This is a genomic window from Streptosporangium fragile, from assembly GCF_039534445.1.
In the GTDB taxonomy this organism is placed as follows: domain Bacteria; phylum Actinomycetota; class Actinomycetes; order Streptosporangiales; family Streptosporangiaceae; genus Streptosporangium; species Streptosporangium fragile.
Window position 1 is genome coordinate 25,437 of the sequence record NZ_BAAAVI010000038.1, and the last position, 13,419, is coordinate 38,855.

Sequence of the window (13,419 nt, forward strand, 5' to 3'; positions counted from 1 at the left end):
CTTGGAGTGCCGATGCAGGCCAACGACGTGCGCCTTCTGAAGGGAGCGGCGATACCCACGCTGCTCGTGGGCCTGGTCGTGGTCCTCGTCGCGACCCTCTTCGCCGGTGTCAAGGGGGCGCTCGGCGCCGCGATCGGGCTGCTGGTCGTCTGCGCCTTCTTCTCCCTCGGCATCGTCGCGGTCTCCTACGCCAGCCGGGTCTCGCCCATGATGATGATGACCGCGGCGGTGCTGAGCTACGCGGTCAAGATCATCATTATCATGGCGCTGCTCAAGACGTTCGAGGACGCCACCGCCTTCGAGCCGAAGGCCTTCGGGTGGGCGGCGATCGCGTGCACGCTCGCCTGGACGGTCGGCGAGATGCGGGGCTTCATGAAGCTCCGGATGCTCTACGTCGATCCCGACGGTGAGCTTCCCGGCCGGGGTGGTTCCCGATGAGGCGTATGATCTCGCTGACGCTTCCGACCCCGCCCGATATGACTAGTCGATACAGCGACTGCTATCGTCATGCCCGCGATGAGCGAAAAGAAAATCCGGCCCGAAGACGACGGCCGCGACTTCGCCAACGCCGCCTGGTCCATTCCCAGCTATCTCCTGTCAGGGATGATCCTGTACGGCGGTGCGGGCTGGTTGCTGTCCAAGTGGACTGGCGTGGTCGCCTTCACTCCGATCGGATTGATCCTCGGGGTCGCTCTAGCCATCTACCTGGTCTACCGGAAGTACGGTCGCTAGCCTTCGGCAGCGGTCGCTTCGCTGACGAAGCCATTTCGATCCACTACCACGCTGAAGGGAACGCCGCGTGAGCACGCTGACGCTCCTCGCTCCCGGGGACGAGTTCACGCCTCCGGGCCTCGAACTCTTCGACACCCCCCCGATCATTCCCGGCGTCGACTGGTTCACGAAGCCGGTGCTGCTGGCCCTGCTGAGCACGGTCATCGTCGTTGCCTTCTGCTGGTCCGCCTTCGCCAACCCGAAGATCGTGCCCCGGGGCGTGCAGAACGTCGCCGAGGTGGGTTACATGTTCGTCCGCGACCAGGTCGCCCGGCCGTTCCTCGGTAAGGACGCCGACCGGTGGATGGGCCTGCTGCTCAGCATCTTCTTCCTGGTCTGGGTCTGGAACCTGATGGGGGTCATCCCCGTCGTGCAGTTCCCGGTCGCCTCGCATATCGCCTTCCCGGTCGTGCTCGCGCTCAGCATCTACGTTCTCAAGGTCTACCTTGGCATCAAGCACCAGGGCGCGGTCGGCTACTTCAAGAACATGATGTTCCCGCCGGGGCTGCCCAAGCCGATCTACGTGCTGCTGGCCCCGATCGAGTTCCTCTCGAACCTGATCATCGCGCCCTTCACCCACGCGGTGCGACTGTTCGCCAACATGTTCGCCGGCCACATCATCCTGGCCTTCTTCAGCCTCGTCGGCTTCTGGTTCCTCTTCGAGAAGCTCACCCCGCTGGGCGCCCCGCTCGGCGTGGTCGGGGTCATCATGACGATCGCCATGACCGGCTTCGAGATGTTCATCCAGTTCCTGCAGGCGTTCCTCTTCGCGATGCTCGCCGCGATGTACATCGGCAACTCGCTCCACGCAGAGCACTAGACCGCCGAGAACTAGACCTTCGTCGAATATCCAGACCGGTGAAGCCCTCACCGGCCGACCAGTAAAGGAAAAAGACACAATGAGCGTCCTCGCTGAGGTCACCGGCTCCCTCGGTTCCATCGGCTACGGCCTCGCCGCCATCGGCCCCGGCATCGGCGTCGGCATCATCTTCGGTCAGGGTGTGCAGGCCATCGCCCGCCAGCCCGAGGCCTACGGCCTGATCCGCCAGAACATGCTGCTCGGCTTCGTTCTCACCGAGGCGCTGGCCCTCATCGGCCTCGTTGCGCCGTTCATGTTCGGTCAGTAAGACGCACAAAAACCCCTGACGGAAGGCTGCACCCATGATTCAGGCAGCTTCGCTCCTGGCAGCGGAGGAGGGCACCAACCCCCTCCTCCCGCACGCTTACGAGCTTGTCGTCGGTGTCTTCGCGTTCTTCGTCGTTGTCCTCGTCGTCGGTCGCATCCTCACCCCGCGCATCCAGAAGACTCTGGCTGAGCGAACCGATGCGATCGAGGGCGGTATCAAGCGGGCAGAGGACGCGCAGGCAGAGGCCCAGGCGCTGCTCCAGCAGTACAAGGACCAGCTCGCCGAGGCTCGTCACGAGGCTTCCCGCCTGCGTGAGGAGGCCCGCGAGCAGGGCGCGCAGATCAAGGCCGAGCTCCGCGAGGAGGCTCAGGCCGAGGCCCGCCGCCTGGTCGAGGCCGCGCACGCCCAGATCGAGGCCGATCGTCAGCAGGCGTTCGCCCAGCTCCGTGCGGAGCTCGGCCGCCTCTCGATCGAGCTGGCCGGCCGCATCGTCGGTGAGTCCCTGGAGGACGAGGCGCGTCAGCGCCGCACCGTCGACCGTTTCCTCGACGAGCTCGAGTCGAGCAGCGCGGCGGTCCGCTGATGACGGAGCGAACCCGACGCAGTGAGCGCGGCGCCGCCCGCCGTACCGGCGGGCCGCGCGGCGAACGAGGCGCGGTGAGCGACCGATGAGGGGCCTGAGCAAGGCTTCGCTGGCCGAGGTCGAAGAGCGCTTCAACGCTGTCGCGGGGAGCGCCGACCTCGGCTCGCTGGCCGACGAGCTTTTCGCGGTCGTCGACCTGTTCGACCGTGAGCACGGCCTCCGCCGCAGCCTGTCCGACCCCGCCCGGCCCGCGGACCAGAAGGCGCAGGTCGCCCGGGTCCTGCTGGAGGGCAAGGTCAGTCCCGCGGCGTTGGAGACGGTCGTCACGGCCGTCTCCGTCAAGTGGACGCGCTCCGGTGACCTGGCCGCCGCCCTGGAGCGTCTCGGTGTCGTCGCCGCGGCGGCCGAGGCCGAGGCGCAGAGCAGGCTCGACGACGTCGAGGACGAACTGTTCCGGTTCGGCCGCATCGTCGCCTCGAACCTGGACCTGTCCCGGGCCCTGACCGACCCGGCCTCTCCGGAGGCGGCCAAGCGGGAGCTCCTGAGCTCCCTGCTCACCGGCAAGGTCGCCCCCACCACCCTCCGCCTGGTCACCCAGCTTGTGGTCCATCCGCGAGGACGTAGCCTGGAAGGTGGCCTGGAAGAGTTCGGCAAGCTGGTCGCCGCCCAGCGGCAGCGCCTGGTCGCGGTGGTGCGCAGCGCCGTCGAGCTCTCCGAGGTGCAGAAGCAGCGCCTCGCCGCGTGGCTGCGCACCTCGTACGGCCGTGACGTTCACCTGAACGTCGAGGTGGACCCGCGGGTTCTCGGTGGGTTCTCGGTGCATATCGAGGACGACCTCATCGACACCACCATCGCGGGACGAATCGAAGAAGTCCGCCGCCGGTTGGCCGGCTAGGCGAATAGGGAGACTGAAGAGAGATGGCGGAGCTTACGATCCGGCCGGACGAGATCCGGGACGCACTTGAGCGCTTCGTCCAGGCGTACGAGCCGGAAGGCGCCGCGCGTGAGGAGATCGGGACCGTCGTCGACTGCGGCGACGGCATCGCCCATGTCTCCGGCCTTCCCTCGGCGATGGCGAACGAGCTGCTTGAGTTCGAGGACGGCACGCGTGGCCTGGCACTGAACCTGGACGTCCGGGAGATCGGTGTCGTTATCCTGGGCGACTTCAGCAAGATCGAGGAGGGCCAGTCGGTCCGCCGGACGGGCGAGGTCCTGTCCGTGCCGGTCGGCGACAACTTCCTCGGTCGCGTGGTCGACCCGCTGGGCGTCCCCCTCGACGGTAAGGGCGCCATCGAGTCCGAGGGGCTGCGGGCCCTGGAGCTCCAGGCCCCCTCGGTGGTCCAGCGCCAGCCGGTGAAGGAGCCCCTCGCCACCGGCATCAAGGCCATCGACGCCATGACCGCGATCGGCCGGGGTCAGCGCCAGCTGATCATCGGCGACCGCGGCACCGGCAAGACCGCGATCGCCGTGGACACCATCCTCAACCAGCGGGAGAACTGGCTCTCCGGTGACCCCGCCCGGCAGGTGCGCTGCGTCTACGTCGCGGTCGGTCAGAAGGGCTCCACGATCGCCCAGGTGCGGGCCCGGCTCGAGGAGGCCGGCGCGATGGAGTACACCACCATCGTCGCCGCCCCGGCCTCCGACCCGGCCGGTTACAAGTACCTGGCGCCCTACACCGGTTCGGCCATCGGCCAGCACTGGATGTACCAGGGCAAGCACGTCCTCATCGTCTTCGACGACCTGACCAAGCAGGCCGACGCCTACCGCGCCGTCTCCCTGCTGCTGCGCCGTCCGCCGGGCCGCGAGGCCTACCCGGGCGACGTCTTCTACCTCCACTCCCGTCTGCTGGAGCGCTGCGCCAAGCTCTCCGACGACATGGGCGGTGGCTCGATGACGGGTCTGCCGATCATCGAGACCAAGGGCAACGACGTGTCGGCGTTCATCCCGACCAACGTCATCTCCATCACCGACGGCCAGGTCTTCCTGGAGACCGACCTGTTCAACGCGGGTGTCCGCCCCGCCATCAACGTCGGTGTGTCGGTCTCCCGAGTCGGTGGCTCGGCGCAGACCAAGGCGATGAAGGCGGTGGCCGGTACGCTGCGTCTCGCCCTCTCCCAGTACCGCGACCTGGAGGCGTTCGCCTCCTTCGCCTCCGACCTGGACGCGGCCTCCAAGGCGCAGCTGGAGCGCGGCCAGCGCCTGGTCGAGCTGCTCAAGCAGCCGCAGTACAGCCCGTTCCCGGTGGAGCAGGAGGTCGTCTCGATCTGGGCCGGCACGACCGGTGAGCTCGACGACGTCCCGGTCGAGGACATCCGCCGCTTCGAGAAGGAGTTCCTCGACTACATCGGCCGCGAGCACAAGGGCATCCTCGACGGCATCCGCGAGACCAAGACCCTGCCCGGTGACACGGTCACCGCGCTCAAGGACGCCATCACCGAGTTCAAGAAGAGCTTCGAGACCTCCTCCGGTGAGCTGCTCGTCAACGAGGAGCCGGTCGCCGCGCTCGGTGTCGAGTCGGTCGGCCAGGAGAAGATCAAGAAGCAAGTCCGCACGGTCGAGAAGAAGTAGCCGATGGGTGCCCAGCTAAGAGCGCTGCGGCGGCGGATCAAGTCGGTCAAGTCCACCGCCAAGATCACGCGTGCCCAGGAGCTCATCGCGTCGTCGCGCATCGTGCGGGCGCAGCTCCGGATGCAGGCGGCCGTGCCGTACGAGCGTGAGATCACTCGCGCCGTGACGGGCGTCGTCAGCAACACCGCCAGCGTCGACCACCCGCTGACGGTGGCGAAGGAGCGCCCGACCAAGGCCGCGGTGCTCATCGTCACCAGCGACAGCGGGTTCTGCGGCGGCTTCAACGCCAACATCCTGCGTGAGGCCGAGGCGCTCGGCGGCCTGCTGCGGAGCAGGGGCGTCGAGCCCGTACCCTTCGTGACGGGGCGCAAGGGTGTCGCCTGGCACTCCTTCCGCAACCGCGCGATGGGCGGGCAGTGGACCGGATTCTCCCGCAAGCCCGCGTACTCCGACGCCAAGGCGATCGCCGGCACGCTGATCGACGCGTTCTCGGCCGAGGACGGGGTGGACGAGATCCACATCGTCTCCACCGAGTTCGTCTCGATGCTGACGCAGGAGGTCGTGGTCAAGCGGATCCTTCCCCTGGTGGTCGAGGAGACCACGGAGAAGCCCGACACGCCGCTGCCCTACTTCGAGTTCGAGCCCACGGCGGGCGATGTGCTCGACTCGCTGCTGCCGCGCTACGTGGAGTCGCGCATCTTCACCGCGCTGCTCCAGTCGGCGGCCTCCGAGGAGGCCTCGCGTCGCCGGGCCATGAAGTCGGCGACGGACAACGCCAACGAGCTCATCCGCGTGTTCACCCAGCAGATGAACCAGGCCCGCCAGGCCGAGATCACCCAGGAAATCAGCGAGATCGTCGGTGGCGCCAACGCGCTGGCTGACGCCGCAGCGGGGAAAGAGTGAAATGACTGCACAGACTGTTGAGACCGGCGTGGGCCGCGTCGCGCGGGTCACCGGTCCCGTCGTCGACGTGGAGTTCCCCGTCGAGGCGATGCCCGATATCTACAACGCGCTCAACGTCGAGGTCACCCTCGGCGGGGAGACCAAGGTCCTGACCCTGGAGGTCGCCCAGCACCTGGGTGACAACCTCGTCCGCGCCATCTCCATGCAGCCCACCGACGGCCTGACCCGGGGCGCCCCGGTGACCGACACCGGCGCGGCCATCTCGGTGCCGGTCGGCGACGTCGTCAAGGGCCACGTGTGGAACGCCCTCGGTGAGGCGCTGGACGTCGAGACCGCCTCGCTCAAGGTCAACGAGCGCTGGGGCATCCACCGCCCGTCGCCGTCCTTCGACGCCCTCGAGTCGCGCACCGAGATGCTCGTCACCGGCATCAAGGTCATCGACCTGCTCACCCCGTACGTGCAGGGCGGCAAGATCGGCCTGTTCGGTGGTGCGGGCGTCGGCAAGACCGTTCTGATCCAGGAGATGATCCGCCGGGTCGCCCGCAACTTCGGTGGCACCTCGGTGTTCGCCGGCGTCGGCGAGCGCACCCGTGAGGGCAACGACCTCTGGCTGGAGATGGATGAGGCGGACGTCCTCAAGGACACCGCGCTCGTCTTCGGCCAGATGGACGAGCCCCCGGGCACCCGTCTGCGCGTCGCGCTCTCCGCCCTCACCATGGCGGAGTACTTCCGTGACGTGCAGAAGCAGGACGTGCTTCTGTTCATCGACAACATCTTCCGGTTCACCCAGGCCGGTTCCGAGGTGTCCACCCTGCTCGGCCGCATGCCGTCCGCGGTGGGTTACCAGCCGACCCTGGCCGACGAGATGGGCGTCCTCCAGGAGCGCATCACCTCCACCCGCGGTCACTCGATCACCTCGATGCAGGCGATCTACGTCCCCGCGGACGACATCACCGACCCGGCCCCGCACAACGCCTTCGCGCACCTCGACGCGCAGACCGTTCTGTCGCGGCCGATCTCGGAGAAGGGCATCTACCCCGCGGTGGACCCGCTCGACTCCACCTCGCGGATCCTCGACCCGCTGATCGTGGGTGAGGAGCACTACCGCGTGGCCCAGGAGACCAAGCGGATCCTGCAGAAGTACAAGGAACTGCAGGACATCATCGCGATCCTCGGTATCGACGAACTCTCCGAAGAGGACAAGGTCACCGTCAACCGGGCCCGCCGCATCGAGCGCTTCCTGTCTCACCCGATGTACGCCGCCGAGGCGTTCACCGGCCAGCCGGGCGAGACCGTCCCGCTGGACGAGACGATCGCCTCGTTCAAGGGCCTGTGCGCGGGCGACTACGACCACCTGCCCGAGCAGGCGTTCTTCATGGTCGGCGGCATCGACCAGGCCGTCGCCAAGGCCAAGGAACTCGCCCGCTAGTCGCCTTCGGTGCCGGTGCGGCCCGGCCGCACCGGCACCTGGTTCGACAAGGAACTGGAGAGAAAGTGGCGAAGCTGCGAGTAGGCGTCGTCTCCCCGGAGCGTGAGCTCTGGTCTGGCGAGGCCGACATGGTGATTGCCAAGACCGTCGACGGCGAGATCGGTATCATGCCTAAGCACGCGCCCGTGCTCGGTGTTCTCGTCGAGGGCGGCCTGCTGACGGTCAAGCGCGGTGACGGCGAGGCCGATCTCGTCGCCGCCGTCCACGGAGGTTTCCTCTCGGTGGCCAACGACGAGGTGTCGATCCTCGCCGAGGTGGCCGAGCTCGGCTCCGAGGTCGACATCCCCCGGGCCAAGAACGCCCTGGACCGGGCCCAGGCCTCCGTCGAGGCCAACCAGGCGGACGCGGACGCGGCCGCCGAGGCCAAGCGCGCGCGGGCCCGACTGCGCGCGGCGGGCGCGGAAGTCGGATAAATTCTGCTTCTCGGCGTTGGGGTTTTTGGGGGCGGGCAGACATGGTGGTGCTGGACGTACTCATCGTGGTGGGGCTGCTCGTCGCCCTACTGGCGTTCCGGGTGCTCTTCCTGATCCGCTCCCGCGGGTCGGTCCTGTGTTGCCTGCGCCCCATGTCCGGTGAGCGAGGCTGGCGGGTCGGGGCGGCCCGCTATGCCGACGGTCACCTCAACTGGATCCCGCTCATAGGTCTGCTGCCAAGGCCGCGCCACGTCATCGTGAGGCGCGGCCTTGTCATTTCCGGGCGTCGCAGGATCGGGCCCGGCGAGTTCTACGGGTTCCTGGAGGGTGTGACCGCGTTGGAGGTCCGCAACGGCGAGAGCGCCTTCGAACTCGCCATGGGCTACCGGGCGCTGACCGGTTTCGTGGCCTGGCTGGAGTCCGCCCCGCCGAGCGCCTATCTCGACGTGGCCTGAGTCCCGGGTGCCGGGCGGCTTTCTCGACATGACCTGACCAGGCGCTGAGCGCTTTTTCTCCGGTTCGCGCCGGGCGTGCCATCGCGGTGGGAACCGTCCTCTCGGCTACATTTGATCTTCCATCAACTACTCCGAGTAGCGAGTCGTGCGCGGAAGGTGTGTTCCTGTGCCTCTCCAGCACGCGAGCTGCTCCTTTGGCGTGCGCGAACGCGCACGGTAGGAGGAAGATCATGAGTGTTGTGTTGTCCCGTGCCGGCGGGCTGGCCCGGCTGGCCGTGGCGCTGCCGGCGGCCTGCGCCCTCGTCCTGACGGTCGGGGCGGCCGCTCCCGCGCCGGCCGAGGGACGGGCGGCCGTCCCGGCCGGGGCGCCGCTGGTGAACAACGGCAGCTTCGAGTGGCCGTGGAGCCCGGGCAGCACCGAACTGGGCGTCGGGAGCACCATCGGGGCGTGGCGGGTCACCGGCGGTTCCGTCGACCTGGTGGGTGTGAACAGTTTCTGGCCGGCCTTCAAGGGACGCCAGTCCGTGGACCTCACGGGCACCGAGCCCGGGACGATCCAGCAGGTCATCCCGACCCTTCCCGGGCGGTGCTACAACGTGGTCTTCGCCCTGGCAGGCAACACCTACGGGGGTCCGGTGATCAAGCGGGGGTACGTCCGGGTCAGCCAGGGCCCGCTCATCGTGCAGAAGAACTTCGCCTTCGACACCACCGACAAGTCGCCGCAGGACATGGGCTACGTCAAGGAGGGCTTCGGCTTCTGCTCGCAGGGTGAGCGGGCGATCCTGCGCTTCGTCTCGGCCACCGCGGGGGCGTACGGCCCGGTGATCGACGACGTGGTGGTCATGCCGAGGTTCCACCCCCTGGACCTCCACGCGGGCTCCATCAAGCTGGGGCCTGACGAGGCGGACCTCGACAACCACGTCGCGATCCCCGGCAACGGCGACTGACGTCCGGCGGTTCCGAGGCCCCGGAGCGCGCGCCGGGGCCTCCGGCCGGGGAGAGAGCCCCCCGGTGAACCGGATTCGAGCTCCCCCCGCGTCCCCCGAGGCGCATCCGGTGCCGAGCACCCGGTCAACGCCTCGGCGATCCCGCGCCCGGCGGCACGGAACCGTGAAACCGGGACCCCGGTGGTCCGTCACGCGACCCTGCGGAAACCCCGTCCCGGCAGGGGCCGGCCATCCGGCGGCGGGACCGGGCCGGCGTTCGGGGGCAGGCTACTTGCGGGTGCCACCCGGCTTCCAGAGGACCTCGTCGCCGTCGGCGGCGACCCGGCAGAGGATGAACATCAGGTCGCTCAGCCGGTTGAGATACTTGGCGGTCAGCGGGTTGACGTCGTCGTGGGCCTCCAGCGCCACCCAGACGGTCCGTTCGGCCCGCCGGACGACGGTCCTGGCGACGTGGAGCTGGGCGACGACCGGGGTGCCGCCCGGGAGGACGAAGCTGCGCAGCGGCTTGAGCCGCTCGTTGAACTCGTCGCACCGCGCCTCCAGCCACTCGACGTAGGAGGGCTCGACCCGCAGCGGCGGGAACTCGGGATCCGGCGTGACGGGGGTGCTCAGGTCGGCCCCGACGTCGAACAGCTCGTTCTGCACGCGTGCGAGCACCGCGGTGACGTCCTCCGCCAGGACACCCATGGCCAGGGCCACCCCGATCGCCGCGTTCGCCTCCTCCACGTCCGCGTACGCGGCAAGGCGCGGGTCGGTCTTGCGGGTGCGGCTCATGTCGCCGAGCGCGGTCGTGCCGTCGTCTCCGGTGCGGGTGTAAATCTTGGAGAGCACCACCGGGTTGTCTCTGTCTGCTCGCGTCATGTGCCTCAGCGTATCGACCCCAGAAATGGCCCTGATTAACCTGATAGCGGACAATATGATTTGCCGATGGCTTCTGGTTTTTACCTGCGATTCCCCCACATCTCCGGCGAGACGCTGACCTTCGTCGCCGACGACGACGTCTGGGTCGCCCCGGCGGACGGCGGCCGGGCGTGGCGCCTGTCCGCGGACCGGGCTCCCGCGGGCCACCCCCGCCTCTCGCCCGATGGTACGAAGGTCGCCTGGACCGGTGTCCGCGACGGCGCTCCCGAGGTCTACCTGGCCGATCTGGAGTCCGGTTCGGCCGAGCGGCTGACCTACTGGGGAGACGTCCGGACTCGCACGCGCGGCTGGACGCCGGACGGCAAGGTGCTCGCGATCAGCGCGACCGGCAGGCCGTTCGCCTCGCAGACCTGGGCCTACGAGCTGAGCGAGGGGCTCGCCGAGCCGCTGCCGTACGGGCCGGTCGTGGACCTGTCGGTGACCGGGGAGGCGGTGGCGCTGCTGGTCGCCGGGCTCTCCCGGGACCCGGCCACCTGGAAGCGCTACCGGGGCGGCACGGCCGGGCGCCTGTGGGTCCGGCGGGGGGACGAGGGCTTCACCCGGCTCCTGGCGGATCTCAACGGCCACCTCGCCGGCCCGATGCTCGTCGGCGGGCGGCTCGCCTTCCTCTCCGACCACGAGGGCGTGGGCAACCTCTACTCCTGCGAGCTGGACGGCACCGGCCTGCGCCGGCACACCGACCACGACGTCTTCTACGCCCGGCACGCCACCACCGACGGGACCAGGATCGTCTACCAGAACGCCGGCGACCTCTACCTCCTCGACGACCTCGGCGCCGAGACCCGCAAGCTCGACGTCACCCTCGGCTCCCCGGTCCGGGGACGGCAGCCCTACCAGGTCAACGCGGGCAGGCGGCTGCACGACCTGGCGGTGGACGCGACCGGGCGGGCCAGCGCGGTGGAGGTCCAGGGCACGGTGCACTGGGTGACCCACCGGGACGGCCCGGCACGCCAGCTCAGCACCGGCCTGTCGGCGGGGCGGCCCCGCCTGCTCGGTCCCGACCGGGTGGTGTGGGTCTTCGACGACGGCCTGGTGCAGGGGCTGGAGATCTGCCCGGCCGGGGGAGGCGAGACCCGCAGGATCGCCGCCGGTCTGCTCGGCGAGGTCGGCGACCTGGCCGTGGCGCCGGACGGGAACACGATCGCGGTGGCGGCCCGGGACGGGCGGCTGCTCCTGGTGGACGTGGCCTCCGGGGAGGTCGCCGAGCTGGCCGCGGCCGAGGGGCAGATCACCGGCCCGGCCTGGTCGCCCGACTCGGCCTGGCTGGCCTGGTCGCACCCGGACGGCGCGCAGCTGCGCAGGATCCGGCTGGCCAGGGTGGCGGACCGGACGGTGACCGACGTCACCGACGGCCGGTTCGTGGACATCTCGCCCGCGTTCGCCGGGGACTACCTGGCGTTTCTGTCGCGCCGCGGCTTCGACCCGATCTACGACGCGCACTCCTTCGACATGTCCTTCCCGTTCGGCTACCGCCCCTACCTGGTGCCGCTGGCCGCGGGCACGCCGTCCCCGTTCGCGCCCAGCTCCACCGGCCGGGCCGCCGACGACGGCGGGGACGACGACGGGCAGGAGGACGCCGCGCTCACCGTCGACCTGGACGGCATCGCCGCCCGGGTCGTGCAGGTTCCCGTGCCCGAGGGCCGCTACTCGGACCTGCGGGCGGTCAAGGGCGGGTTCGTCTGGTTGCGCGAGCCGCTGGCCGGGGAGCTCGGCGAGGACAGGGAGCAGGTGGGCGGCGAGGCGCCCCGCCCCGCGCTGGACCGCTACGACCTGGCCAAGCGCAAGTGGGAGGAAGTGGTCGACAAACTCGACTGGTACCGGGTGAGCGGCGACGGCACGCAGCTCGTCGTCAGCGACAAGGGCACGCTGACGGTCCGCCCGGCCACCGGCAAGCCGGGCGGGAAGAACGGCGACGACACGTCCGTCGACCTGTCCCGGATCCGGATCACCGCCGACCCGCGGGAGCTCCGCCGGCACGCCTACACCCAGATGGGCCGGCGTATGCGCGCCGACTTCTGGGTCGAGGACATGGCGGACGTCGACTGGGACGGGGTGCTGGAGGAGTACCGGCCGCTGGTGGACCGGGTCGCCACCGCCGACGACTTCGCCGACCTGCTCTGGGAGGTCGTGGGAGAGCTGGGCAGCTCGCACGCCTACGTCGGCGCAGCCCCCTGGGGGTACGCCGCCGCCGATCCGGTCGGCCTGCTCGGCGCCGACCTGTCCAGGAACGCCGACGGCCGCTGGCAGGTGGACCGGGTGCTGCCCGCGGAGTCCTCCGACGTGCACGCCCGCTCGCCGCTGGCCGCGCCCGGGGTGGGAATCCGGCGGGGCGAGGTGCTGCTCGCGGTCGACGGCCGCCCGGTGCCTCCGGAGGGGCCCGCGCGGCTGCTGGTGGGCGCCGCGGACAAGCCGGTCGAGCTGACCCTGGGCGGCGGGCGCCGGGTGGTCGTCACGCCGCTCGGCGACGACCGGCGGCTGCGCTACCAGAACTGGGTGGCCGACCGCCGGGCGCACGTCAGGGAACTCGGCGGCGGCCGTCTCGGCTACCTGCACATCCCGGACATGGTCGCCGAGGGCTGGGCGCAGTTCCACCGCGACCTGCGCAGGGAGATGACCTTCGAGGGGCTCGTGGTGGACGTCCGCGGCAACCGGGGCGGTCACACCTCCGAGCTGGTCATCGAGAAGCTGATCCGCCGGGTCGTCGCCTGGGACCTGCCCCGGGGCATGGCGCCGATCACCTATCCCGAGGACGCGCCGCGCGGCCCGCTGGTCGCGATCACCGACCACAACGCCGGGTCCGACGGCGACATCGTCACCGCGGCCTTCAAGATCCACAAGCTGGGGCCGGTGGTGGGCACCCGCACCTGGGGCGGCGTCATCGGCATCGAGGACAGCCACCGCCTGGTCGACGGGTCGAGCATCACCGTGCCCAAGTACTCCTTCTGGTTCGAGGGCCTCGGCTGGGGGGTGGAGAACTACGGCGTCGACCCCGACGTCGAGGTCGACATCACCCCCGACGACTGGGCCGCGGGCAGGGATCCGCAGGTCGAGGAGGCGGTGCGGCTCGCGCTCGCCGCCCTTGGGGAGCGCCCGGCGGCGACCCCGCCCGACCGCTCCACCCGGCCCTCCCGCCGCCGCCCCGCCCTCCCGCCGCGGTCGGAGGAGAAGCCGCGATGACATTTGTCATGCGCGCGACCTGACAGATCACTGGTTGCCTGGTGATATCGACGACTACCTGCTGA

Annotated in this window: 14 protein-coding genes; 13 read left to right on the forward strand and 1 reads right to left on the reverse strand. The window is 69.7% G+C overall.

Annotated features, from left to right (window positions below; all coding sequences use genetic code 11):
- Positions 1 to 12: 12 nt before the first annotated feature.
- From ABD841_RS23915 to ABD841_RS23970, 12 genes are all read left to right on the forward strand, one after another.
- A complete protein-coding gene (locus ABD841_RS23915) occupies positions 13 to 438 on the forward strand; it encodes a Cg1360 family ATP-synthase-associated protein (protein WP_344975949.1) in 426 nt (141 codons plus the stop codon).
- Between the two features lie 78 nt (positions 439 to 516).
- Complete coding sequence (locus ABD841_RS23920) at positions 517 to 732, forward strand: AtpZ/AtpI family protein (protein ID WP_344975952.1); 216 nt, start codon at positions 517 to 519, stop codon at positions 730 to 732.
- A 67-nt stretch (positions 733 to 799) separates the two neighbouring features.
- Positions 800 to 1,591, forward strand: coding sequence for a F0F1 ATP synthase subunit A (atpB, locus tag ABD841_RS23925; protein ID WP_344975955.1), 792 nt, complete (start codon positions 800 to 802; stop codon positions 1,589 to 1,591).
- 79 nt (positions 1,592 to 1,670) lie between these two features.
- The gene (atpE, locus tag ABD841_RS23930) at positions 1,671 to 1,898 is read left to right on the forward strand and encodes an ATP synthase F0 subunit C (RefSeq protein WP_155347320.1); all 228 of its coding nucleotides are present in this window, start codon (positions 1,671 to 1,673) and stop codon (positions 1,896 to 1,898) included.
- 34 nt (positions 1,899 to 1,932) lie between these two features.
- A complete protein-coding gene (locus tag ABD841_RS23935; RefSeq protein ID WP_344975958.1) occupies positions 1,933 to 2,481 on the forward strand; it encodes a F0F1 ATP synthase subunit B in 549 nt (182 codons plus the stop codon).
- Between the two features lie 85 nt (positions 2,482 to 2,566).
- The gene (locus tag ABD841_RS23940) at positions 2,567 to 3,376 is read left to right on the forward strand and encodes a F0F1 ATP synthase subunit delta (RefSeq protein ID WP_344975961.1); all 810 of its coding nucleotides are present in this window, start codon (positions 2,567 to 2,569) and stop codon (positions 3,374 to 3,376) included.
- A 23-nt stretch (positions 3,377 to 3,399) separates the two neighbouring features.
- A complete protein-coding gene (gene atpA, locus ABD841_RS23945; protein ID WP_344975964.1) occupies positions 3,400 to 5,049 on the forward strand; it encodes a F0F1 ATP synthase subunit alpha in 1,650 nt (549 codons plus the stop codon).
- A 3-nt stretch (positions 5,050 to 5,052) separates the two neighbouring features.
- Positions 5,053 to 5,952 (forward strand): F0F1 ATP synthase subunit gamma, encoded by a 900-nt coding sequence (locus ABD841_RS23950; RefSeq protein WP_344975967.1) that lies wholly within the window; start codon positions 5,053 to 5,055, stop codon positions 5,950 to 5,952.
- A gap of 1 nt (position 5,953) precedes the next feature.
- Complete coding sequence (atpD, locus tag ABD841_RS23955; RefSeq protein ID WP_344975970.1) at positions 5,954 to 7,381, forward strand: F0F1 ATP synthase subunit beta; 1,428 nt, start codon at positions 5,954 to 5,956, stop codon at positions 7,379 to 7,381.
- 65 nt (positions 7,382 to 7,446) lie between these two features.
- The gene (locus ABD841_RS23960; RefSeq protein ID WP_344975973.1) at positions 7,447 to 7,854 is read left to right on the forward strand and encodes a F0F1 ATP synthase subunit epsilon; all 408 of its coding nucleotides are present in this window, start codon (positions 7,447 to 7,449) and stop codon (positions 7,852 to 7,854) included.
- Positions 7,855 to 7,895: 41 nt separating this feature from the next.
- Positions 7,896 to 8,309: a DUF2550 domain-containing protein gene (locus tag ABD841_RS23965; protein WP_344975976.1), complete on the forward strand. Its 414-nt coding sequence runs from the start codon at positions 7,896 to 7,898 to the stop codon at positions 8,307 to 8,309.
- Between the two features lie 230 nt (positions 8,310 to 8,539).
- On the forward strand, positions 8,540 to 9,256 hold the full coding sequence (locus tag ABD841_RS23970) for a DUF642 domain-containing protein (RefSeq protein ID WP_344975979.1): 717 nt from the start codon (positions 8,540 to 8,542) through the stop codon (positions 9,254 to 9,256).
- Between the two features lie 267 nt (positions 9,257 to 9,523).
- Here ABD841_RS23970 and ABD841_RS23975 read toward each other — a convergent pair whose 3' ends face one another.
- Positions 9,524 to 10,117: a cob(I)yrinic acid a,c-diamide adenosyltransferase gene (locus ABD841_RS23975; RefSeq protein ID WP_344975983.1), complete on the reverse strand. Its 594-nt coding sequence runs from the start codon at positions 10,115 to 10,117 to the stop codon at positions 9,524 to 9,526.
- A gap of 66 nt (positions 10,118 to 10,183) precedes the next feature.
- Here ABD841_RS23975 and ABD841_RS23980 point away from each other — a divergent pair, with 66 nt between their 5' ends.
- Entirely contained in the window at positions 10,184 to 13,354 is a 3,171-nt protein-coding gene (locus ABD841_RS23980; RefSeq protein ID WP_344975986.1) for a S41 family peptidase, read from the forward strand.
- Positions 13,355 to 13,419 lie beyond the last annotated feature (65 nt).